The organism is Chitinophaga pinensis DSM 2588, assembly GCF_000024005.1.
Lineage (GTDB): Bacteria > Bacteroidota > Bacteroidia > Chitinophagales > Chitinophagaceae > Chitinophaga > Chitinophaga pinensis.
The window spans coordinates 7,490,754-7,513,122 of record NC_013132.1 but is presented as its reverse complement, the minus strand read 5'-3'; the positions used below and the strand labels follow the sequence as shown (position 1 = coordinate 7,513,122).

Annotated in this window: 20 protein-coding genes; 6 read left to right on the top strand and 14 right to left on the bottom strand. The window is 45.0% G+C overall.

What is annotated here, in order from left to right; genetic code table 11:
* Positions 1-5: 5 nt before the first annotated feature.
* The 6 genes from CPIN_RS37175 to CPIN_RS29250 form a co-directional block, all read right to left on the bottom strand.
* Positions 6-1,289, bottom strand: coding sequence for a DUF8458 domain-containing protein (locus CPIN_RS37175; protein WP_012793503.1), 1,284 nt, complete (start codon positions 1,287-1,289; stop codon positions 6-8).
* A gap of 47 nt (positions 1,290-1,336) precedes the next feature.
* On the bottom strand, positions 1,337-1,852 hold the full coding sequence (locus CPIN_RS29270) for an LptE family protein (protein WP_012793502.1): 516 nt from the start codon (positions 1,850-1,852) through the stop codon (positions 1,337-1,339).
* Between the two features lie 42 nt (positions 1,853-1,894).
* Positions 1,895-3,154 (bottom strand): sigma-54 interaction domain-containing protein, encoded by a 1,260-nt coding sequence (locus CPIN_RS29265; protein WP_012793501.1) that lies wholly within the window; start codon positions 3,152-3,154, stop codon positions 1,895-1,897.
* A 71-nt stretch (positions 3,155-3,225) separates the two neighbouring features.
* Positions 3,226-4,647, bottom strand: coding sequence for a tRNA (N6-isopentenyl adenosine(37)-C2)-methylthiotransferase MiaB (miaB, locus tag CPIN_RS29260; protein ID WP_012793500.1), 1,422 nt, complete (start codon positions 4,645-4,647; stop codon positions 3,226-3,228).
* Between the two features lie 85 nt (positions 4,648-4,732).
* A complete protein-coding gene (locus tag CPIN_RS29255) occupies positions 4,733-5,356 on the bottom strand; it encodes a response regulator transcription factor (RefSeq protein ID WP_012793499.1) in 624 nt (207 codons plus the stop codon).
* Positions 5,340-6,206: a sensor histidine kinase gene (locus CPIN_RS29250; protein ID WP_012793498.1), complete on the bottom strand. Its 867-nt coding sequence runs from the start codon at positions 6,204-6,206 to the stop codon at positions 5,340-5,342. The genes CPIN_RS29255 and CPIN_RS29250 overlap by 17 nt, the downstream gene beginning before the upstream one ends.
* A 674-nt stretch (positions 6,207-6,880) precedes the next feature.
* On the opposite strand from CPIN_RS29250, the gene CPIN_RS29245 reads away from it, so the two are divergent.
* From CPIN_RS29245 to CPIN_RS29230, 4 genes are all read left to right on the top strand, one after another.
* Positions 6,881-7,378 (top strand): lysozyme, encoded by a 498-nt coding sequence (locus CPIN_RS29245; protein WP_012793497.1) that lies wholly within the window; start codon positions 6,881-6,883, stop codon positions 7,376-7,378.
* Positions 7,379-7,575: 197 nt separating this feature from the next.
* Positions 7,576-8,448 carry a helix-turn-helix domain-containing protein gene (locus CPIN_RS29240; protein WP_012793496.1) on the top strand — a complete coding sequence of 291 codons (873 nt, stop codon included), beginning with the start codon at positions 7,576-7,578 and terminating at the stop codon, positions 8,446-8,448.
* A gap of 302 nt (positions 8,449-8,750) precedes the next feature.
* The gene (locus CPIN_RS29235) at positions 8,751-9,221 is read left to right on the top strand and encodes a hypothetical protein (RefSeq protein ID WP_012793494.1); all 471 of its coding nucleotides are present in this window, start codon (positions 8,751-8,753) and stop codon (positions 9,219-9,221) included.
* Positions 9,222-9,288: 67 nt separating this feature from the next.
* Entirely contained in the window at positions 9,289-10,236 is a 948-nt protein-coding gene (locus tag CPIN_RS29230) for a hypothetical protein (RefSeq protein ID WP_012793493.1), read from the top strand.
* Here the strand turns inward: CPIN_RS29230 and CPIN_RS29225 are convergent.
* The 6 genes from CPIN_RS29225 to CPIN_RS29200 all read right to left on the bottom strand — a co-directional run bounded on the left by CPIN_RS29225 (position 10,181) and on the right by CPIN_RS29200 (position 15,825).
* Positions 10,181-10,744: an adenylyl-sulfate kinase gene (locus CPIN_RS29225; protein ID WP_012793492.1), complete on the bottom strand. Its 564-nt coding sequence runs from the start codon at positions 10,742-10,744 to the stop codon at positions 10,181-10,183. The genes CPIN_RS29230 and CPIN_RS29225 overlap by 56 nt on opposite strands.
* A 4-nt stretch (positions 10,745-10,748) precedes the next feature.
* Positions 10,749-11,699: a hypothetical protein gene (locus CPIN_RS29220; protein WP_012793491.1), complete on the bottom strand. Its 951-nt coding sequence runs from the start codon at positions 11,697-11,699 to the stop codon at positions 10,749-10,751.
* Positions 11,699-12,379, bottom strand: a complete 681-nt coding sequence (locus CPIN_RS29215) for an aspartyl/asparaginyl beta-hydroxylase domain-containing protein (protein WP_012793490.1) — start codon at positions 12,377-12,379, stop codon at positions 11,699-11,701. Before CPIN_RS29215 ends, CPIN_RS29220 begins: the two co-directional genes overlap by 1 nt.
* 217 nt (positions 12,380-12,596) lie before the next feature.
* Positions 12,597-13,523: a nucleotidyl transferase AbiEii/AbiGii toxin family protein gene (locus CPIN_RS29210; protein ID WP_012793489.1), complete on the bottom strand. Its 927-nt coding sequence runs from the start codon at positions 13,521-13,523 to the stop codon at positions 12,597-12,599.
* Between the two features lie 18 nt (positions 13,524-13,541).
* Positions 13,542-14,135 (bottom strand): hypothetical protein, encoded by a 594-nt coding sequence (locus tag CPIN_RS29205; protein WP_012793488.1) that lies wholly within the window; start codon positions 14,133-14,135, stop codon positions 13,542-13,544.
* A gap of 124 nt (positions 14,136-14,259) precedes the next feature.
* Positions 14,260-15,825 carry a glycoside hydrolase family 28 protein gene (locus CPIN_RS29200; RefSeq protein ID WP_012793487.1) on the bottom strand — a complete coding sequence of 522 codons (1,566 nt, stop codon included), beginning with the start codon at positions 15,823-15,825 and terminating at the stop codon, positions 14,260-14,262.
* A gap of 638 nt (positions 15,826-16,463) precedes the next feature.
* Here CPIN_RS29200 and CPIN_RS29190 point away from each other — a divergent pair.
* Both CPIN_RS29190 and CPIN_RS29185 read left to right on the top strand, forming a co-directional pair.
* On the top strand, positions 16,464-16,826 hold the full coding sequence (locus CPIN_RS29190; protein WP_044222774.1) for a hypothetical protein: 363 nt from the start codon (positions 16,464-16,466) through the stop codon (positions 16,824-16,826).
* 1 nt (position 16,827) lies between these two features.
* Positions 16,828-17,244, top strand: a complete 417-nt coding sequence (locus tag CPIN_RS29185; RefSeq protein ID WP_012793484.1) for a hypothetical protein — start codon at positions 16,828-16,830, stop codon at positions 17,242-17,244.
* 87 nt (positions 17,245-17,331) lie between these two features.
* Here the strand turns inward: CPIN_RS29185 and CPIN_RS29180 are convergent, their stop codons facing one another.
* Together CPIN_RS29180 and CPIN_RS37470 are read right to left on the bottom strand one after the other, a co-directional pair.
* A complete protein-coding gene (locus CPIN_RS29180; RefSeq protein ID WP_148230667.1) occupies positions 17,332-18,447 on the bottom strand; it encodes a hypothetical protein in 1,116 nt (371 codons plus the stop codon).
* A 24-nt stretch (positions 18,448-18,471) separates the two neighbouring features.
* Entirely contained in the window at positions 18,472-22,365 is a 3,894-nt protein-coding gene (locus CPIN_RS37470; protein ID WP_012793482.1) for a PAAR-like protein, read from the bottom strand.
* Positions 22,366-22,369 lie beyond the last annotated feature (4 nt).

The window sequence follows — 22,369 nt, the reverse complement described above, 5'->3', positions numbered from 1 at the left end:
ATAAGTTAACTTTTTTCTGTTAGTAACTGAAGTTCTTTAATCTTTTGCGCAAAATAAGCGCTTTTGTTGGGATTAAGCAAACTTAATTTTTGATATATATGGATAGCTGTCTGGTACTGTTGCTGACGTGCCCAGATCTCCGCGAGGGTCTCTGAAACGATGTCATTATTCAGTGTGATAGACTCCATTGCCATCTTTTCAACTTTCTCGGATACCTCCGGATTGGAATCCTCATAACTCCGCTGCATCTGCTCCTGGTACCACTTCTTACTGGCTTTTTCAGCAAAGGTCTGTTTCATATCTCTCAGCCAGGAAGTGAAGCTTTTCATTTCCGCAGCACCTTTTTCATTCAGCCCTTCAGCGTGCTCAGGATCTTTCAGCCGTTTGTAGGCGAAATAGTCATCACTGTACAGCGGTTGGAAGGTAAGTGCGCCTTCTGGTTCTGCAGAAGTGTCCAGCGGGAATATTTTAATCGGCTCTGCCTCCGCAGCTGTTTCCGCAATAGTCTGGGCGACTGGCTGTGGAACCGGAGCAGGTTCCTGAACCGGAACAGGCTGTGGTGCTGGCGTAGCTACAGGAGTCGCCATCACAGGTGCTTCCGGTATTGGAGAAGCTACTACCTCATTGGCAGTAACAGTAATCTCTTCTTCGGTATCTTCTTCCGGAGCAGGTGCTATTGCTGCCGGTATTTCAGGTGTGTAAACAGTAATACTGGTTTCCTGTACCGGACTGGATGGCTGGGTAGCTGCTATCGTCGCAGCTGTAACCGGCGCTTCCGGTGCAACTACAGCTGGCACTGGCTGAGGCGCTGTTACAGGTATTTCCACAACCGCTTGTGGTACAGGTGTTTCCAAAACAGGAACTGGTGTCGTCTCAACGGTCGCAGCTGTAACAGGTGCTTCCGGTGGTGCAACAGGAGCAGGCTCCGCTACAGGCGTCAGTGCAATCGCTTCGACCACAGGAGTTGCAGACTGACCGGATGCTGCTATTTTCTCCTCTTCCTGTGCAGCAGGTACAGGCACGACCGGCGCTTCTTCTGGTACAGCGAGGCTTTTCTCGTCTGTAGTGACAAAGCGGTAGAAATAATGCATGTTATTGCTGTACTGCTGTGCCTTCTTAACGGCAGGAGACAGCAGGTTCTTGTTCACAGTGTATTGTTTGCGCGCCAGCAGCAGGCGGGCAGCCGTAAAATACGGATAAGAGGATACCAGCCTTTCAAGGGCCGACTCATCAACCTGCCTGATATCAGGTTGTTGGAATATGTGTTGGACGATCCTATTTGCGGTCATGCTGCTAAAGTATGAAAAAAAGTTAAATACGAAAGTTTTTGTAATACTTACCAGTTAGCGAATGCTTTGTTGAAAATATCATCCACAATCTGCGGCAGAATATTGTTCTCAAGCAACCCGTTTTCTACCGTCGTCGGCAGCTGTGAAGCCGAGAAATCGGCAGAGCGGGTAAATGACTGCGAATAGCCTTTTTTGTCGCCGATTCTTTTTACAAAGGTAATGTTTACGGTCACCGTCAGCCTGGAGGTAGCTGCCTGATCCACATTCGTTACTGCGGCGTTACTGAAGGAGTAACCGGTTACCGAGCCCTTGAACTCATAATCTGCTCCTTCTTCATTGATCTGTACCAGGCTGGTCTGGGATTGTACTTTGGTACGTAGTCGCTCAGTCAGGTTCTGACTCAAAGTCGGGTTATTGATCGGCGCCCTGTTTTCAATAAATCTTACGTTGACGGTCTTTGCGCCTGGTTCGATACTGGCGCCGGTAGCGGAATAATGAACGGAACATCCGCCCAGTACAAGCAATAAGCTGATGGTAACTATCCCCTGAAGTAATCTGATCATCGTAAAAAAATTAAGTCTGTCCGCCGCCGGCGGACAGACATCTTATTCGTTAATGTTGTATTCTTTTAATTTCCTGTACAGTGTTCTTTCGGAAATGCCCAGGTCCAGCGCTGCGTCTTTCCTTTTACCCTTGTGTTTTTTCAGGGCTTTGACGATCAGTTCTTTCTCTTTGTCGGCAATGGATAAAGTTTCCTCTACTTCTTCGTGGTGATCTATCTTGTTGTTATCCTGTTGTAAAATAATAGGTTGTGGAGACGAGATAGCGGTTGGCACCGGTACTGCGGTCGATGTTACTTCCGGCTGCGGATGGAAACTATGCAGTACATGGCTATCCTGGAAGTTGCCGGAATGTGCCATCGCAGGGTTCTGAAGGATGTCGAAGAACATCTTCTTCAGTTCTGTTACATCTTTCTTCATGTCGAAGAAGAGTTTGTACAGGATATCCCTTTCGCTGGCAAAGTCGCCGTTGCTCTTGCCTTGTGGCGCTGCGATCATCGGCAGGCGGGAAGGCTCTGGTATATCTGGCAGGAAACGTCTGAGTTCCTGTGCATTGACCAGTTTATCCTGTGCCAGTACGGAGATCTGCTCCGCCATATTCTTGAGTTCACGTACGTTACCTCTCCATGTATAGTTGATCAGTATATTACGCGCTTCTTCATCCAGCTGGATGGCAGGCGTTTTATAACGTTCAGCAAAGTCTACACAGAATTTACGGAACAGGAGTATAATATCTTCTTTCCTGTCTCTGAGGGCTGGTACGCGGATAGGTACGGTGTTCAGGCGGTAATACAGGTCTTCCCTGAACTTACCCTGTTGTGTATGTTCCAGCAGGTCTCTGTTGGTTGCTGCCACAACACGTACGTCTGTCTTCTGTACTTTGGAAGAACCCACCCTGATAAACTCGCCTGTTTCCAGTACGCGCAGCAGGCGGGCCTGTGTGCCCAGCGGCATTTCTCCGATCTCGTCGAGGAAGATGGTACCACCGTTCACGGTTTCGAAATATCCCTTACGGCTGTCAACGGCTCCTGTAAAGGAGCCTTTTTCATGGCCGAAAAGTTCTGAGTCAATAGTCCCTTCAGGAATGGCGCCGCAGTTAACGGCGATGAAAGGGTTATGTTTACGGGCACTCAATGAATGGATAACATTTGAAAACGCCTCTTTACCAACGCCACTTTCTCCGTTTATCAACACTGTCAGGTCCGTATTGGACACCTGCGCTGCTACCTGCAGCGCATAATTCAATGCTGGTGAGTTTCCTATAATGCCAAACCTGTTTTTAATGGACTGAATGTTATTATCCATATCATCCTCAATTTACCCATTTACAGACTGTGGAGTCCGTAAATGGTGCTGTGATCCAATTAATTTGTCTTTTAAGCTCGCCCTGTCGAAGTTCCCAGTAAAGTGCCGGCAGTACAATCCTCTACCTTCACCCAGATATATTCCCCTTTACGGAAATCCTCTTTCGGGAATACCACTACCTTATTATGATCTGTTCTGCCAAAAAGTTGATCTTCGGAACGTTTTGAAACGCCTTCGATCAGCACTTTAAACGTTTTACCAACATCCTGCTGCATACTTTTCAGTGATTGTGCGCGATGCAGGTCCACTATTTCTGACAGCCTCCGTTTCTTCACTTCTTCCGGCACGTCATCCTGGTAACGGCGTGCAGCCAGTGTACCGGGACGTTCGGAATAGAAGAACATATAGGCGAGGTCGTATTGGCCATAATCCATCAATGTCATGGTATCCTGGTGATCTTCTTCTGTTTCTGTACAGAAGCCGGTGATCACGTCGGTGGACAATGCACAACCTGGCAGTATTTCGCGGATGCGGTCAACCTTTTTGATGTACCATTCCCTGGTGTAAGTACGGTTCATCAGTTGCAGTATGCGGGTACTTCCACTCTGCATCGGCAGGTGAATGTATTTGCAGATGTTCTCGTATTTCGCCATGGTGTACAGCACATCATCGGTAATGTCTTTCGGATGAGAGGTACTGAAGCGTACTCTGAGCAGTGGACTGATCAGGGCAACTGCTTCCAGCAGATTGGCGAAGGTGGTGATATCATTGTCATTGTCCGGGCTTACCCAGTAGTAGGAATCCACGTTCTGCCCCAACAGTGTTACCTCGCGGTAGCCTCTGTTGAACATGTCGGTTGCTTCCTGGAGAATAGACGCTTTGTCCCTGCTGCGTTCACGGCCGCGGGTAAACGGTACTACACAGAAGGAACACATGTTGTTACAGCCACGCATAATGGATACGAAGGCAGTAACGCCATTACTGTCCAGTCTTACCGGACTGATATCGCCGTAAGTCTCCTCGCGGCTGAGCAGTACGTTCACGGCTTTCTGACCGGTTTCTGCTTCTTCAATGAGGGCCGGTAATGTTCTGTAGGCATCAGGACCTACTACCATGTCTACCAGTTTTTCCTCTTCCAGCAGTTTGGCCTTCAGTCGTTCAGCCATACAGCCCAATACTCCCACCAGGAGTTCCGGGTTACGCTGTTTTATTTTACGGAATTCTGTTAAGCGTTTGCGTACAGTCGTCTCCGCTTTTTCGCGGATCGAACAGGTATTTAATAATACCAGGCTCGCTTCCTCCACGTTACGGGTAGGACCGAAGCCTTCTTCTTTCAGAATGGATGCCACGATCTCACTATCGTTGAAGTTCATCTGGCAACCATAGCTCTCTATATAGAATTTTTTTGTATAAGTCTGTGATTCTCCGGCCACAGGCGCGTAAGCCTCGCCCTGGCGACTTTCGTCATGCACTTTTGTAACCTGTTCCAGCATCCTTTTCAAGTAATTTTAGGAAAGCAAAACTAAGCAATAAAATCCGAAAATGACAGAATGACATGGCAGGTACTGTGGCTACCGGTTACAGCCCTTTTTCCAGGAGAAAACGAGTGAGCGCAGCCGGACTTTTCAGTTGTAATTTCTGCATAATATTTTTCCGGTGGGTCTCCACTGTATAAATGCTCAGATACAGGTGTGTGGCAATCTGCTGATTTGTAAATTGTTGATTAATAAGGTGTAGTATCTCCAGTTCCCGACGGGTCAGATTGAACTCCCGGAAGGAGTGATCGATTTCCGCTTCCTGTATCCGGGGGAGCTGTGGAAAACAACTTTCTCCCCTGACCACCCGGGTGATTGTTTGCAGGAGGTCATATTGATTGCAGGTTTTCATGAGGTAGCCATCTGCACCGTAACTACGGGATAAGGATATCAGGTGGGGATCGCTGTAACTGGAAAGTATGATCGTCCGAATATGCGGCATATCCTTACGAATGATCTTCGTGACTTCCAGACCATTCAGGACCGGCATACTGATATCCAGGATCGCAAGATCCGGCTGATGCCGTTGTAACATTTCGATTAATACCTGTCCGTTGGAGGCAATACCCTGGACGGTAATATAAGGCGTCTGCTCCAGCAGAGAGCGGATGCCGTCGGCAAAGAGGGTGTGATCATCGGCAAGGATGATGTTAACAGGGGGCTGCATGTTGTGGAATTACGGGAATATGAATGATAAAGGTTGTGCCAGAGATGCCTGAGTCAATGTGCATTTGTCCGCCCAGGGATTTTACCCTGGTTTTCACGCCTGAAAGTCCGATACCCGATGGGCGGCTATTCAAAGGCAAGCCGATTCCATCGTCCTCTACCAGTATCTCCAGGTATTCGGGATAATAAAGCAGTTGAATGGTCGCTGCGGATGCCCTGGAATGTCTGATAATGTTGGTCGTCAGTTCCATGACGATCCGGTATAACATCAGTTCCTGGCGGGCATCGAAACAGGGTTGGTATTTGTTGCTGCAAAAGTGAAAAAGTACTTCCGGGGTCCTTAGTAAACTAAAATATGACTGAAGAATATCTGTTAAGGGAATATGTCCGAAAAGGGGAGGGACCAGGTTGTGTGCGGCTCTTCTTACGTTCTGACTGGTCTGGTCTACCAGTTGCAGCAGACTATTGGCTTTCTGCTCGTCCTGAACGGTGCTGTAATGAAGACTTTGCAGGTTGACCCTGATAGCGGCCAGGTTACTGCCTATTTCGTCATGAATATCTGCTGCAATTCTTTTGCGTTCTGCTTCCTGTATGCTGACCTCCTGAATGGCCATCATGGCTTGTTGCCGTTCCAGTTGTAATATCAGCTCGTTTTGCTTTTTCTCATATACGTCCAGCCGTTTTATCATCACAATGATCCATAACGCGACGATTCCCCAGCAGGTAGCTGGCAGGATGCCTGAAGATAAAAGGAAACTGCCTACGGGATAAGTAAGCCGTAAAGAATACATGATCGGTTCCTGGGTAACCGTTATTGAGGGGATCAGGTGCGTCAATAATTCCTCGCTCATAGTACAGAGAAATAAGAGGATATAAATAGTAAAATTTGATAGCTAACTGACAGATTATCTACTGGGGTAGTGCTGAAAAGTTTGTCCCTGAATTCACTACAATTGTACAAAAAAAAGTGTTGCCACGGTAATTTAATAGGGCCTTTGTTCAAAAAATAACATGGAAACCCTGAAATGTATAACCTTCATAATCAGTTCAAAACAATGGAGCACTGCTTTTACGGGATACCGGCTTCCCTCATACCGCATCAGAAAACCGAAGGCATGTCTTAATTAGGTCTTTCCGGTAGTTACCGGACTTATTTTAATAAAAAAAGCTGGTTCGGTTTTGGGACGCTTTTTTTAGATGATCTGTCGTTATATTTATAGTGTCTTCTTTTTGGCCAAATAGTACTCAGATCATAGTGATTCTTCGTTGAATTTCCGTTTTTCAACGATAGATGAATGTAGGATGACTATTGTCTGACTACACTCATAAGGAAGTCAGGTAATTCCCCCTTTATACCGTTAGCGGAACAATGCTTTTGCCTTACCTATACAGTATATCCGAATACCCTGCGGATAAAAATAGTTCAATTCACTAATATATAGCTTCATTGATACTCTTATTCTTGATAAATAATATAAATATTATATCTTTATCATCTCACAGTCATAATATTTAATCTCAAACTATGGAATTAGGCGCAAACGGGGAAAAGCTCATTAAACACTTCGAGAAATGCCGTCTGGCAGCATACCAGGACAGCAAAGGCATCTGGACAATCGGTTGGGGTAATACCGTATACGAAGACGGTAAAGCAGTAAAAAAGGGAGATACTATTACGCAGCAACGTGCGGATGCACTGTTCACCAATATTAAAAAAGGCTTCGTAGCAGATGTAAATAAGCTCACTACAGGTATAAAAGGTCTGAAACAACAGCAGTTTGACGCGCTGGTATGTTTCGCTTACAACGTAGGTAGCGATATGAACAAAAACGGTATTGCGGAAGGTCTGGGTGATAGCACTCTGCTGAAAGTAGTGAAAGCTGATCCTAAGGATCCTTCTGTCGTGATGGAGTTTCTGAAATGGAATATGTCAGGAGGTAAAGTGTTGGATGGTCTGACCCGCAGACGTAAAGCAGAAGCTTACCTCTACATGAGCGGAGAAGTTGAGTTCTTCGATTATTGATTGCATTTTTTCGGTGCATAATGATATGCCCGTGTAAATATTGCCGGCCTTTCTTAGAATCAGCTGTGTAAAACAGCTGATTCTAAGAAAGGCCGGTTTTTATTCAGGGCTTGCGTCCACCATGAATTTATTAATTTAGCCTGCCGTTGTTATCCATGAAAGGTCAACGCAATTTCAGATTATATTAAGCTGTAAGGATGGTAAAAAAGGCATTTCCGGTATACGATGTAAGTACGCTCACAGGGTATAAACATGATGATATTCAGATCAGCAGATTTGCGCCTTACCTCAGTGTGCATGAGAATCTTCGTGATGCGCACAAACATAATTTCTATCATGTTACTTTATTCACCGAAGGCGCCGGTACGCATACGATCGACTTCAAAACCTTCACTGTAAAGCCTTACCAGATTTATTTCATGATTCCTGGTCAGGTGCACAGCTGGCAGTTTGAAGGAAAAGTAGACGGCTATATCATCAACTTTTCATTTAATTTCCTGCAGTCGCTCTTACAGAAACCTGATTATCTTGAGCAGTTTCCTTTCTTTACCGGTGATGTTGATGAAGCGGTCATCAACCTGCCGGAACAGCTGCATACGCCTATCACAAGGATCTTTGAAGAACTGATCCGGGAGATTGAACAGCCCGCAGATATGTCTGTGGATATGATACAGGTACTGATGTTGCAGGCGTTTATTCTGATCGGAAGACTCAGTTTTGAAAAGTCGCCGGTGCCGTCGAATAACTACAATTATATCCTGCTGAAGAATTTTCAGAAACTGATTGAGAAGAATTATACCACATTGAAGTTGCCCAGAGAGTATGCAGAATTACTCTTCATTACCCCTAATCATTTAAATGCATTGTGTAATAGTACGGTGGGTATGTCCGCAGGAGAACTGATCCGTAACAGGATCATACTGGAGGCAAAAAGATTGCTTGTGAACAAAGACTCTACTATCACTGAAATAGCGTATCAGCTGGGTTTTGCAGATAATTCTTATTTCACTAAATTTTATAAGAAGTACACGGGACAAACACCTGAAGAGTTCAGGAAAAGCCTCCGTTAATTCTTTCTTCTTCACTTTACATCGCAAGCACCACTGCAGCTCCTGCCAGGATAATGGTCAATACTACTTCGATCGTGATTTTACGTGCCATCCGCTGTTGCTGAACGGTAGCATTAGCTGTTGTGGAATTCATAATTATGGAATTGTACATTGATCAAACTTTCATAAGTTAAATCAATATACTGAAAAAAGTACATAATGAGTGGAAATTGAGCACTTTTTGGAGTATTTGATAAGAAGATTTAGTTGAGACCGGTATGAATCCTTACATTCGGAAGGGACAATTAATCTCCGTTTACCCGATGAAAAAGATCTATGTTTACCTCGTTGGCCTTATGGCCTGTATCGCTTTTCAATCCTGTGCCTGTGTGGCCCTGAAAAGGATGAATGACAGGCATATTACCCATTATGTACAAAAGAACCTGGGAGATGTAACTGCTGTTGCAGATACTTTGCGCCGGATGGCCGGTAATCCCACACAGCGATTTCCGGTGAGCAGTCTGCCGGACGACCTGCGTAAAAAGGTGGCAATACTGGGAGAGGAGGCGACGGTTAGCTTTCCCGAAAATTATCCGTATCGGAAGGACGAGCCGTGTGATAGTGTGGTGGTCTTTGAACACACCAGTATACTATTGGGTGTCAGGGAGCTTATTTATGATTTCTCGGTAATAACGCAGCCGGTAAATGAAGACAGGCAATACAGGAATTTTTATGGCTTTATCAGAATAGCGCCCCGGATTTATATTCGCAGAAGCCAGATTCCGCTTATGTAAATCACAGTTTTCAGGGAGGAAGGAATCAGGCAAAATCTGTTACCTTTAGTGCCGCTAGCATAAACATATGAAACAATTATTTATTGGATTACTGTGCAGTCTGGGTGTCGCGACAGGCTGTTTTGCACAGGACGGAGAATTATTAAAAAAGAATATCAGCGACACAATGTTATCTCCCACACGTGTATTGGAAATCCCGGAGCCTTTCGACGGACAGCAAACATTGTTAAAACTCTTCCCAGGTAAACATTATAAAATCGTTTCCGGCGACTACACCAATGAAATGATCAACTGGGATTGTAAAACCTGTAAAGCCAAATCTTACATTGATGCCAATGAGGATGCTGCTTACGATTTTCCCTATGCGGAAGGGGTGGCTACCCGTTTGCTGAATGTGATCAGTTATAAGGATTCTTCCGGTATGCAGTACAAAATGCTGACGTTTAATCATTCTGAATATGATGCAGATGGGGCACAGGTTTCCCGCTTTACCGGCGGTACGCTTGGTATTGCGAAATTTGCTTTAACCGGTAAGGTATGGTCCATGAAATTCTTTCAGCCTGCTATCGGTGCATATGGTGCTTTCTCTAATTGCCCTGATCCTAAGGCGCTGATGATCGGACATGACCAGTATGCATTTATGCTGAAGGTGGTGAACGGTCCTGCCGGCGGACCATTCGCAGGTGTATTATACCTGATAGCGGGTACCGGTGGTACTTACAAGCAGGTGATGACGATGTATGATGCACAACGTACAGAGGTATCGGAAGAAGAAGATCTGGCTTCCTGGGATTGTACGTATAGTTGTCCGGAAAGCGACAAACGTTTCTTCCGCGATATCATTGTAACGATCAAGGGAAAATATACGGCGAATGATCTGGAAAGTCTGCCGGACGAAGTAAGACCTTACGCAAAAACGAATAAGAAGGGCACTTTCACACTTGCGAGACGTTATGTCTTCAAATGGGGAAAGGGCTATCAGTTGCAGGGCCCTGCCGGTGTAACCGTTGATTAAGGAAATCAACAGCCGCAGCAAGCGCTTCATTGGCGTTTGTATGACCTGTATCGATGATCAGATCCGGACTGAGAGGTGTGTCAAACGTATCATTCAGTCCGGTGAGATTATGAATCTTTTCAGGATGATCATCGGGTAGCAATGCCTTTTTATACAATCCTTTGGGATCTCTATTGATCAGCGTGTCTATATCACATCGCAACCATACCAGCGCAGCATTATAAAGCTGTTTCAGCTTTGTTCTTCCTTCTTCATAGGGATTGATAGCGGCAATGATGACAAAGTCATAGTCCGCCGCAATAGTCGCCGCATAAGCGCCCAAGCGGGCAATATTTTCCAGCCGGTCAGCTTTACTAAACCCCAGATCTTTACAGAGTGTTTGTCTGTATACGTCTCCGTCTATCAGTTTAATTGAAATATCATGTGTTTGTCCCCATGTCAGCAAAGCGGCTGACAGCGTAGTTTTACCGGCGCCGGAAAGTCCGGTAAACTGAATGATCTGCCCCATCTCGTTATTTTATCTGTGCATTCAGCTGTTCGTAAGCAGCATGACAATCTTCGTGAAAATACTTTGCATCAGCAGCAGCATCTGGTTTGAATACATCGCCTTTATACTTGCTGTGATATTTTAACCGTTCGCTTAACAGGGCGGCATCCTTTATGGGAATCCGGGAGAAGGTGCTGAAAGCTTCCATCATTTCAAATACGCCATCGGCATAGTCAAAAAACCCGTTAAGCGGATGCTGCAGTCCATGGATCGCCTGTAATTGTATGAAGTACTCATACAGTACCGCGGAGGTATACTGGTTAAAATCGCTGCCAAAACGTTTAACATCGCCTACTTTCAGCAGGGCAGGATTGATCATACCGGGAACGGCCTGTAAACCTCTGCGTTTTTCATGCGAAGCGACTACCTGGTCGGGCCGGCGGTACAGGAAGAAAAAGGGTGTGTTCGGGTACCAGGCTCTCAGTAGTTCGTAGAAATGAATATGCCAGCTGTCCAGTTTGATAATGTAATCGGTCTCCTGTGCATTGCGGTGTTGTCCCATGAGGTTGATGGCCGCTTTGAACCAGTTTTCCCGGGTTTGTGGATCGAGATCTGGCTGTTGCTCGTTACTACGGAGTATTTCATCCAGCAAAGGTGCTTCTGCCACCACTATATTTTCGGCTGATGTTGTGAAGGCTTGTGAGACCAGTGTCGATCCGCAGCGCGATACATGAAATACGAAAGCGGAAGGCTGTAATCCGGGGAGGTCTTTACAGGCATCCATGAGGAAATCAGCGGTGGAAATGCTTTGCAACCGTGATCTTTCCAGCTGTTTTATTCTACACAGCTGAATGGTTTCATCAAAGAAAGGCAGGTCCATGCGTTGATCGGCGAGGTCCAGCCATTTTACCATCCATCCCTTTTCCGCATAGGTGAGTTTATAGGGAATCCAGTTATTGATAGCGGTGTACTGCATTATTGTTCTGCTTTTAAACGGGCAATAAGCGCTCTGGTGGTATCGGTATCCATTCTCTCCAGTTCTGCTATCATAGCAGTACGCGTAGCCGGATCCATTTGGGGAGATTTTCGTTTGGTAGCAATATCATACCCATGCCCCGCAAATAGCTGGTCGCTCCATTCATTCCGGATACAATCCATGATCAGGTGTACTCTTGCTGTATAACCTTTGTTTACGATAGCGTGTGTACAGCTGAAATCCATGTACCAGCATTCGCCGGACTGCAAACGCAGTTTTTCCTCTTCCAGCATAAAGTATACTTCCGGGTTGGTCATGATCGGAATGTGTATTCTGAAAACACCATCCCGGTAACCGCATCCGGGATCTTTATGTGGTTTGATCTCGCTGCCTGGGGATAAGGACAACAGTCGCACGGCTTCTTTCTCACATTTCCAGGAATCGATGATCTCTTTGGCGTAGGGCATCATGGCGAGTACGGGCGTATCCTGGTATTGTGCTTCCGGATGAGCCAGTATATCCTGGCTGTTTCCGCTGGCGGAACGCAGGGATATGCTGCGCCATTCTCCGTCGAAATCACGGGTATTAAAATGGAGTGGCCAGTCTTGTTGGAGTACGTTTTCCAGTTCAGCGCAAAGCTGCTGGTGATTGTAGGTAGAGGAAAACCTGATGTAATTCATTGGAAATCTTAATGATAAGGCTAAGATAGGGGTTTAAATTGATTCAATTGTGAGTATTTTATTAAAGTATTTTTAAATGCATTGGTTTGGCTGCTTTTCGCAGGAAGGGTTTGAGGAAAGGCGTTTGTTTGAGTTGGTGAATATGTTCAGCAGCATCATCCTGATGGTAACTAAAAGTCCACTAAAGCAGCTGTTACCTGCTTCAGCGGACGACGCATTACGCGCCCAGCATATAAGGATGCTTTACTATTACTTCCATTGTCAGACCAGCATGGCGCAATGCTGCATTGAACTGTGCTTCAAATTCATCATGAGATGCGGGCAGGTTTTCTTCTGCTGTAATATGCCAGCAATAGCCTTCGGAAAAAAGTTCGGGGTCATGGTGCCATTCCCAGGAGTTGCGTTGCTTTTCAAATCTCCATTTATTCCAGCTTTTTTCCAGTGAACCGGCGGGATAAAGTTTCTTCAGTTGTCCGGAAAACAGCCATTGTATTCTTTCCTGTTGCACATTGCTCACTGCGGACTCCTTCATTAATGCATGGATGGTTTTCTCACGTACGATCTCTGTAAACGCTGGATTAGAGAGCAGATGGATCAGATCGAAAATATCCTTGAAACGTGCTCTTACCAGTGTCTGATGTAATTTCCAGGATACCTGTAGCGACAAGGGTACGGTGTCAGGGACGATAAATGAAGGGCCTCTCATGGGTTGATATAGCAAGGGAACCGGCTTGTCTTCTATGTCGAGGTTGAAGGAAATATCTATAGATATCCGGTCTCTTTCGCCGTCGATGGTGTAGGCCAGATCAGTATTTACGGTCGGAAAATCATCTGCCATAAAGTAATCTATTCTTCTCCAGAAAGCATCCTCTCTGAAGCTACGGAACTGAACACCGTCCTGTGAATCGATATCCAGTTCAGTTACTTTTATCGCCCAGTCATCAAATGTATTTTTGGCCGTTTCGGGATCTTCCACCCTTAGAAGATATACCCAATCCAGATCCATCGGTATTCTCATGGAAGGGTCTTTAAAATACTGACGTGTTACATAACTTCCCTTTAACATAAAGGGATGACCGGTAAGTGCGGCGCGGCGAATGGCCGACTCTGTCGCAATGATTTCATTCCGGATAAAATTGTCCATTTGATTTAATTTAAAGGATTATTGGGTTAACCAGCCTCCGTCTAAAATTATGTTGTTGTCGTATATGCAATATTCTGATTGCTGTTTAATAACTGTCCATCCGCCGTCATTAAGCGCTGCAGAGAGCTTGTTGATCCGTTGCTGAAAGATATTTATATCTCCGAATTCCCGCAGGGTAACAAACCTGGTAGTCTGCTCCTGTTTAAGGGCATTCCTTGATAAATGCACCTGGTACGTGGCACAACATTCCAGTAAAGCGTGTACGTTGTCATACATCACTTTTCCATGCCATTCGAAGTAAGGTGTAAAGTTTGCTGACATATCGGGTACGGCGTCAAACTGATCTGCCGGGACTTCAATCTTCAGTCTTTTTACAGGGAAGCCGCTTGTCTGTAGTATACCAGACAGCATTGTTGCATCCATCAATGCCTCCTGAAGGGAAGATGTGATTACAACCTTGTTCATCATCGGCTGATGAATATATGTTCCTCTGGAAAGCTCAATCATCATCGGCTTAGCTTCCTGTGCAGTGCAGCAACTGACAAAATGTTCAATATCAGCGGTTAACAGGCCATGTATTGTGAGGTGCAGTTCAAAAGGGATGCTATTCACGAACAAACATTGTTTAGGTATAGATACTATATATAGCTGCAAAATTAGGATATTCCTTTTGAAATACCCGTTAGTAGTCCAGCAGGGATGTGTGCTGTGAATGTAGAATAAGCTTTTGAGTGATTTAATTCTTCTTCCAGGTAGCGGTTTCCCAGCCTTCGGGTTTCTCCGGTACAGAATTACTAAAGCGTATATTATCGGTCAGTTCTCCGGAAATATTCACCACGACTTTATTGGCGGGGTTGATAACGTGTACCTTATCAAAAGTAATATTCCTGCTATCGGTCAGTGTTACAGCGGAATCTGTTGTATATATGTTTGCGTTGGAGATACTGATAACATTGGCGTCTATACTCTGTAAGAACTTCGTACAATGCGCTTCTACATTTTGCAGGTGAAAGCCTGTCATAGGTGATTCCGGAATACCATCCACTCTTACCAGCGCTCTCGCGCTGTCTACCACAATGTCTTTAGCGTAAATGTTCCTGTATACCGGCGTCAGTTTATTGACAGGTAAGGCGGGCAGGCGATCAGCCAGCGCGCCTACATACATTCTTGCGCCCAGCATATCCCATCTGAAAGCATCGAGCCGCAGGCGCATACGGATACGTTCATAGTGCAGGTTTTCACCACCACCGCCGCGCGGACGTCTTGTTTTAAAACGGAGACCAACTTCTGTATCGTCAAAAACTACATCATGTACATACAGGTTCCGGATCATGGCAGCTGTTTCGCTGCCAACGGTGATGCCACCGTGTCCCTGCCGTGCCAGTGAATAGCGGATAACGACGTTTTCTGTTGGTTTGCCGATACGTAAACCGTCCTCTCCGCGACCGGCTTTTAATGTAAAGCAGTCATCGCCGCAGTTCAGCGTACAATATTCTATCAGTACATTTTTGCTGGATTCAATGTCAATACCGTCACCGCTGGGAATACCGACAGAATTGACGGTTATACCCCGTATAATGACGTTATCGCAATAGATAGGGACAATGTTCCAGAAAGGGGTATTTTCCAGTTGCAAGCCCTCTAAATAAACATTTTTACAGTTGACGGCAGAAACGAACATTGGCAGGTACACAGGACCGCCATCATGGCCATCATATATCCGCTGCGAGACCGGTTTATTGGCAGCTACGACATTTTCTATCACATCCTGGCGCATGACCTGTTTTCTGACAGGACAATTGGCCGGCGGACCAACCAGTTTCCCTTTGCCGGTTACGGCAATATTATGTTGTCCGTTCGCATAGATACAGGCGCCGAGAGACATGACCTCGACCCCTTCCGTACGGGTGAAGACCACAGGGAGATAATCTCTTATTTCTCCACCGAACTCCAGTACCGCGTTTTCTTCCAGGTGGAGATTGACGTTGGATTTCAACGCGATACGGCCTGAATGCCAGTTGCCCGCAGGTATGATAACTGTTCCGCCGCCTTTTTTGCTAACGGCGTCAATGGCCTGCTGGATCTCTTTTGTTTGTGCGCTTCCCTGTCCCTTGATGGTGATCGTGTATTTCGGGAATATGGGTTTTTTAAAAGCCGGTACTGAAAAAGGGGCATGCACGGGAGCTATGTTAGCGGGAAGCCTGGTGGCGCCTACTTCATCGATGGTGGGGACATGGACGTTCAACTGGGCAGCGGCCGACAGGCTGAAGCATAGCAGGGTGGCAGTCAGTAACTTTTTCATAACCGGAATTTGGGAGTAAGATAGGGAATTATTATTGTTTATTTGACACTTGATATTTCAGTGCGCAAATTAGTCATTCCGGAAAGAGCTATCATGTGATGTTCATTTTGTTCATTCTTGTATCATACACTTTTTGATATATAGAAAGGGATATTTTTGGAAATACATATTTGCAGGATGAAAGTAGGCTTTTGGAATATTAATAATAAGAATAACAGCGAAATGTATGATGCTGTTTCATTGTTTGCAATCCATAATAACATTGATTTTCTAATTCTGGTTGAAAGCAACTTAGATCCAGATGTGCTGCTTTCAAGGTTGAATAAAGAACATCCAAAGTATTTCTACTATGAGCCTATCGTTTCGACATTTACCGTGTTATTTACCACTTTTCCTCCGGAGAGATTGAAGGAAATAAATGATGATGACCGCATTACCTGTAAGCAATATATGTCGTCGTTGGGAAGCGTCATTAACTTTATTATCCTCCATTTTCCGAGTAAGTTGTTTTTGAGACAAATGATCAGAATGCATTTGTTTCGGAAACGAAAGCTTTTATCGATCTTATTGAAGAAAGAACTAAAAATCAGCATACAATTGTCATTGGTGACTTCAATATGAATCCCTTCCAGGATGCTATGATACAAACTACCGGCCTGCATTCTACATTTGATAAGAGAATCGCATGCAAAGGAAGCCGCATTGTCAGGGAGAAAACCTATAATTATTTCTATAATCCGATGTGGAGCTTTTACGGAGAATATGGGAAAGGAGATGTTAACGGTACATATTACAAGCCGGTAAACAAGCCTGTTGATTTTGGCTGGAATATGTTTGATCAGGTGCTGGTGAGACCATCATTACTTGCAAATGTGTTCGATGAATCAAGTTTAAAAATTATAACCCAGATAGGTTCTGTGAATTTATTAAATAACAATAATGTTATAAAAAAAGGGTTAAGTGATCACTTACCAATTGAATTTAATTTAAACAATATTTAAAATGAATAGTAATAATAATCTCTGGCCGGTCTTTGATGATATTCCTAATGTAGTCACTCCTGCACACATATTAAAAGAACAGATTAATTTCCTGGAGGCAGGAACTAAGCGGATCATAACAGGGGAATTAATGCCAACTCGCGGTTCGTCTGATAAAATAGCCTATGTAATAAGAATTAATGCACCATTTGTGGGGAATTATTCTTTCAGCTTTTTAAAAATTGAACATAGTATAGCACTTTACCCTGTTACTGTATATAATATAGTCGAAGGGGTTACCTATAATTGTGCCAACGAATCAGAATTTAAAGCTGAGTTGAAGCATATTTTTAGTAGTGAAAGGGTTAAGGGGATTCTGACAAGTCTGTTGTCACAAAGCAGATCGTCCACGATCATATTTGATGAGCCAATGGAATAGGCAACAAAATATAAAACTCAGGACTGATTGACTGGGAAGGTCAATCAGCTCTGAGTTTTATATTTCAGATTAATAGAGCGACTGAATTTACAACCTCGCGCCTATTTCCTTCTTCAGATATTCCTTCGAGAAATAATTATTCTTAGCGATATATTCTTCCAGTCCCTGGTCATATACTTTCAGGTTATCTATCAGATTCGCTACTGACCATTTACCCGGATTCGCTGCTGCATATTTCTCATTTAATGGCATCCAGGTATTGATAATATAAGCAGCTATCTTCCGCTTTTGTTCCTTATCCCAATAGGTATTAGGATTGTTTTTCAGGCTACGTGCGGCGTCATTGCTATATAATGAGGTGGCGTAGTCATAAATAGCCAGCGCCATGCTGTTCTCATTCGCGTCTGAATGATCGGTGATCCATTGCAGCAGACCTTCCCGTATCTGCAATTGTCCTTTACAGTCTTTTACAAATATATATTCACAAACTTTCGCGATCTCCTCGTCATTTGATCTCCCGATGTCATTCATTGCGACATCATTCAGTTTCTGGTCGGCGGTATATCCGAAGCGCAGTACCAGGCTTTTGATGAAAAGGGTATCTTCTGCCAGGAGGTATGCCAGGTCCGCTTTGCTGTCATTCAGCAGGTAACGGTTTCTTGCTACCAGTACCTGGGAAAGGTTGATCTTATAATGTATATTATCAGTGAAAGTGACAAAATCACCCAGGAATGGCATCGAGAAGAGGAAATTGTTCTCTTTGGAGACCATGATATTGTCTTCCGTATAATCAAATTCATCTCCGTGCTCTTTCGCCAGCAAAGTATAGAATTTGTCGTGTTGCTTTACGCCACAATAGTTAGCCTGTAATACCTGATCGCCAAAGAGACTACGGATCTTTTGCTGAAACGCCTCATTGGAGGGCTGCACAAACTTCTTTTCTTTCAAGGCTTCAGCCAGGAGGGGGATGGCAATATCTACATCTGCGTCTGTATAATTGGTCCGGTTGTTTTCATCTTCCAGGTGCTTCTGCAGCTCCATGTGTTTTTTTATTGCCGCCACATTCATGTCATATAGTTTTTCGTCTGGCTTGATCGTGTCTACTAAATGAGTGTTGGCGGTACTGTCTGTATGAGTGCCAGTCCCGGCGGACTGACAACTTGCACAGTATGCCAGGCTCATTATGATTAACAATTGTTTCATATATCGTTATTGATCATTTATCTGCTATCTCAATCCAATATGGAAGTGGTTCTGGTGCACGCTATGCGCTGCATCTTTTGTGTTTTTGATACCTGATTTATAGGCATAGTTGGTATTAAAGCCCCACTTTGAAGCAATACTAAGGATATTTTCCAGCGCTTCCACAAATTTTTCTTCACTCGGGTAACTATCCTTCGCTTTCGACCATAATACTTCCCCGGCTTCATCAGTACTACCCGGATAACGGATATCAATGTCATCTCCGTTTACGTGTCCTTTATGCCCCAGATTACGTTGGTTGCTGGCAGACATGTCATTGAAGTACAATTTACCCGTGTAGCCATTCTTTGGCAATGAATAAAAGAAGCCAAGTGCAGCCGCAGCTACTTTCGGATCGGAGTAGTTATCATCTCCACCGTCTCTGCCGCCGAAACGACCCCAGTTAGGTCCGCTGTCAGGGAAAGGCAGGAGCTTCTTGTCATTGACATTCTTCAGGACGGTAGCCGTCAGTTTTCCCCCGATATAAATATCAAACTGATACTGTTTGGAAGCGTCGTTTTTCTTCACCAGTTCATATTTGAAAGCATCCACATCAATCTTGTAGAGATTGTTGTCTCCTTCGGGTACCAGACCGTAAGTACACTGTTTTACCTTAAAGAGTAAAGATGTGTTTTTATCAAACGCTTCTTTCTTTTCCGTATAGGCATCTGTACCGTCGGGGCGTGTCACATTTTTTCCGACTTTGGTACTGATCGGTTTTACTTCCATCTTGCCATTGGCGAGCTGCTGCAATCCTTTCCATTTCCAGAATGCCATAGACGAGAGTACGGCAATCCTGACATCAGATACTACCAGGTCCGGATTGGCCACAATATCTGCATTCTCCTTCTTGGTATAGGTATTGGCATACTCATAGGCCGTACGACCTGTCAGCTGTATCAATCCCTTTCCGCGGAAATCCCAGCCGTCATTAGCGCCGGTATTGCCAAGCTCCTTTCCTTTGGCAGCGTCAGGACCATAGGCGTAATTGGCGATGTTTTTCTCATTATCCTTTGTTACACCCGGAATGGCAGGTTTTCTTACTGCACGGCCCCAGAGTTGTGCTTTTTCTTGTCCGGCAGTAGTTCTGAATGGTGGGAAAAGACCGTCCAGATCTTCCCAGTAATAGTTAAAGCTTTCACCGCTTTTCAGGTGAAGAGACGGGCCGGATTCGACGAAGGTCTGTGCAAAGAAGTGCGCTTTGTTCCAGCAGGTGTTCATCCCGATCTCCCGCATATATTTATTGTAGGTATCTGCTACGCTTTTGAGGGTGGCATCGTCTGCCTGTTTGAAGACCTGTTTCAGCATGGCTGGCGTAATATCTTCATTACAACGCGGACAACCGGTTTTGTTTTCTTCCTTTTCAAGGGCTTCACCCAATACGGTAGGGGCGATATCCTTGGTCAGTTTATTCAGCGTGTCTGCTGATGCATTGGACAGCTTGATGTGCTGATAGAAACTGACATTCTTTGGGTCAAAAGTATTGGCGTCCGCTACTTCTTTCGGGAATTTGAAAGTGTCACCGTTTTTCTCTTTGATGAGGGCGAAGTAACTGCGCAGACCATCATCGATTTTTTTATTGCCGCTTTTCAGTTTATTGGTATCCAGTTCTACTTCCCATAATTCTTTGTCATCCGGTTTACCCTGGAATTCCAGGACCATCTTATCTTCCTGTTTATATCCATTGTGCCAGATCTGCAATGTCAGATCCTGCGCAGCCAGGTTACGGGTTTGTACACGGATCTTTATCTTTTCTCCGTATTTGTAGACCTTATATGCAGGGTAATTGGTACTGTCGATGAAATTGACACTGACTACCTCTTTTTCCGAATTGATATAGACATATTTGCCTAGTTCACTACCACGCTGGTTGCTCTGTTTTTGCGGAAAGAGGAAGGATTTGCCATCTGCCTCTACGGTCTTCATGCTGGCGAATTGTATTCCATTGGGCTTCGACTGGATGGCGAATAAAACATCATACTCCTTGCCTTCAAAATAGAGTTTATTCAGCATGGGTTTGATGTCGTTGGTATTCAGATCTGCTTTCAGTTCGCCGTTCGCATCAAATTTACAATTTGGTATTTCCTTGATGTAATTGAAGCTGGATCTGTCGGCTTCCAGTATGTGTACATTTACAGTTTCTCCGGCAGCGGCAGGGCAATTGATAATGAGCTTTAGTGTTTCATTCCAGCCGGCGCGTGGTTTATACACGCCATCTTTATCACCAAAATACCAGCGGGTGATTTCAGCTGTATCCGCCTCTGCTTCCAGGCTTTTAGTCTTTCCATTCAAGGTGGCTGTTACGGCTACCTTACCTTTATGTGTTGCATAGATGCCTGTGGCTTTATTGGTATGGCTACCAGCGGGGGACCAGGTGATAGGTCCATCCTGCGCTGCCTGGTAAGGCATCAGGGTCAGTGCTTCCAGGTTATAGCGTTTACCGACCACCCATTTAGCGCCACCGTTTTCTACTTTGATGGCGGTGACTTCGTTCTTCTTCACGGCGAAACGGCAATCATCTTTCTGGTGACGGGAAGAAGGAGCGCCTTTCTTTGCATCCCAGGCATCTGCTTTCATGACATAGGCTTCTATGACATAGTTACCTTCCCGTGAGAAATGTTCTCCACCGAGACTAATGGATTGTCCGGTGCCGACGTCTTTACCGTTCAGTTGCCATTTGATACCAGTGGTTTCAAACTCCTGCAGTTGTGTGAAGTAGGTCATTTCTGTTACCTGGAAGCTCATAGCGGTACCAGGTCTGACTACTTCTGCGGCAGGATTACTTTTGATAGCTACCACACCATTCCCTTCGGATGTCAGTTCCCTTGTAATGATCTGTCCATCCATACTGATGGTCACTTTATAGGTGGCTGCGCCGTTGGCGGGAGTGAAGGTGATGGTATCTTCTCCCTGTTCTCCGGCGGCCAGAATAGTGCCATTCATATCTGTGACCTGCATACTCACCAGCTGTTTTTCTTCCGCGAGGGCAGGTTCTATTTCATATTTCGCAGCGATGTTTACGGGTACGCCTCTTCTTACACGATAGTCTTTTCCCACGATACGACCCATACCAGCGCCGAGTTCGATATCACCTTTGAGTCTGTTTACTGTTACAGCAACGTCTATCGTACAGCGAACATCCGTTCCGTCCGTACCATAGGCCATCACGCGGTAACTGCCTACGGCATCGAAGTTCATCTGTAGTTCGGGACCTACTTCTTCAAAGGACATGGCTTCTGACTCAAAATTGTGTCCTTTGTAGATCTTCCAGCTGACTTTATCCTTGTCTGCTTTTGCGGTATTGTAGTAATCCTTTACGGTGAACTTCAGCTGTTCGTTGACACGGGCCGTCATCATTGGCACCACCTTACTACTCGGGATTTCCAGGGAAGGTCTACGTGTTTCTATTTTACCACTGATGGATTTTACTTTAGGTATTTCCTTGCCACTGGCAGGTTTAGGCGCCATCGGATTAAGGGCCGCCATTGTCTGCACTTCGACATTATCGAAGTGGGTGCTGGTGACGGCGGCTGTTTGTCCGTGGAAGGTGATGGATATACAAGGAGATCCGGAGACGGAACAGATCGCTTTACTTTCTTCTGTCAGGATCTTACCCCCGTTAGTCAGTGTTACTTTTTCATAAACGCTCTGCCATTGTGTGATAGAAGGGCTACAGGAGCTCCTGGTGATGGAACAGTTGCCGAAGGTTTTTGCCTCCAGCGGTTGTCCTAAATCTTTATTACTGGCAATGGGTTTGGCGCTGCCATCTCCATCATTGATATAATCGCGGTCGTTGGCGGATATTTTCAGTTTATCCGGGGCGCCACCGAAGTTGCATTTACATGCGGCTCCCTGTACAACAAAGTGTTTTTCGGCCATACTA

Bases quoted from the DNA above. Each gene is read 5' to 3' on its own strand.
- CPIN_RS37175 (WP_012793503.1), bottom strand. From the start codon at position 1,289: ATGACCGCAAATAGGATCGTCCAACACATATTCCAACAACCTGATATC.
- CPIN_RS29270 (WP_012793502.1), bottom strand. From the start codon at position 1,852: ATGATCAGATTACTTCAGGGGATAGTTACCATCAGCTTATTGCTTGTA.
- CPIN_RS29265 (WP_012793501.1), bottom strand. From the start codon at position 3,154: ATGGATAATAACATTCAGTCCATTAAAAACAGGTTTGGCATTATAGGA.
- miaB (WP_012793500.1), bottom strand. From the start codon at position 4,647: ATGCTGGAACAGGTTACAAAAGTGCATGACGAAAGTCGCCAGGGCGAG.
- CPIN_RS29255 (WP_012793499.1), bottom strand. From the start codon at position 5,356: ATGCAGCCCCCTGTTAACATCATCCTTGCCGATGATCACACCCTCTTT.
- CPIN_RS29250 (WP_012793498.1), bottom strand. From the start codon at position 6,206: ATGAGCGAGGAATTATTGACGCACCTGATCCCCTCAATAACGGTTACC.
- CPIN_RS29245 (WP_012793497.1), top strand. From the start codon at position 6,881: ATGGAATTAGGCGCAAACGGGGAAAAGCTCATTAAACACTTCGAGAAA.
- CPIN_RS29240 (WP_012793496.1), top strand. From the start codon at position 7,576: ATGGTAAAAAAGGCATTTCCGGTATACGATGTAAGTACGCTCACAGGG.
- CPIN_RS29235 (WP_012793494.1), top strand. From the start codon at position 8,751: ATGAAAAAGATCTATGTTTACCTCGTTGGCCTTATGGCCTGTATCGCT.
- CPIN_RS29230 (WP_012793493.1), top strand. From the start codon at position 9,289: ATGAAACAATTATTTATTGGATTACTGTGCAGTCTGGGTGTCGCGACA.
- CPIN_RS29225 (WP_012793492.1), bottom strand. From the start codon at position 10,744: ATGGGGCAGATCATTCAGTTTACCGGACTTTCCGGCGCCGGTAAAACT.
- CPIN_RS29220 (WP_012793491.1), bottom strand. From the start codon at position 11,699: ATGCAGTACACCGCTATCAATAACTGGATTCCCTATAAACTCACCTAT.
- CPIN_RS29215 (WP_012793490.1), bottom strand. From the start codon at position 12,379: ATGAATTACATCAGGTTTTCCTCTACCTACAATCACCAGCAGCTTTGC.
- CPIN_RS29210 (WP_012793489.1), bottom strand. From the start codon at position 13,523: ATGGACAATTTTATCCGGAATGAAATCATTGCGACAGAGTCGGCCATT.
- CPIN_RS29200 (WP_012793487.1), bottom strand. From the start codon at position 15,825: ATGAAAAAGTTACTGACTGCCACCCTGCTATGCTTCAGCCTGTCGGCC.
- CPIN_RS29190 (WP_044222774.1), top strand. From the start codon at position 16,464: ATGATACAAACTACCGGCCTGCATTCTACATTTGATAAGAGAATCGCA.
- CPIN_RS29185 (WP_012793484.1), top strand. From the start codon at position 16,828: ATGAATAGTAATAATAATCTCTGGCCGGTCTTTGATGATATTCCTAAT.
- CPIN_RS29180 (WP_148230667.1), bottom strand. From the start codon at position 18,447: ATGAAACAATTGTTAATCATAATGAGCCTGGCATACTGTGCAAGTTGT.
- CPIN_RS37470 (WP_012793482.1), bottom strand. From the start codon at position 22,365: ATGGCCGAAAAACACTTTGTTGTACAGGGAGCCGCATGTAAATGCAAC.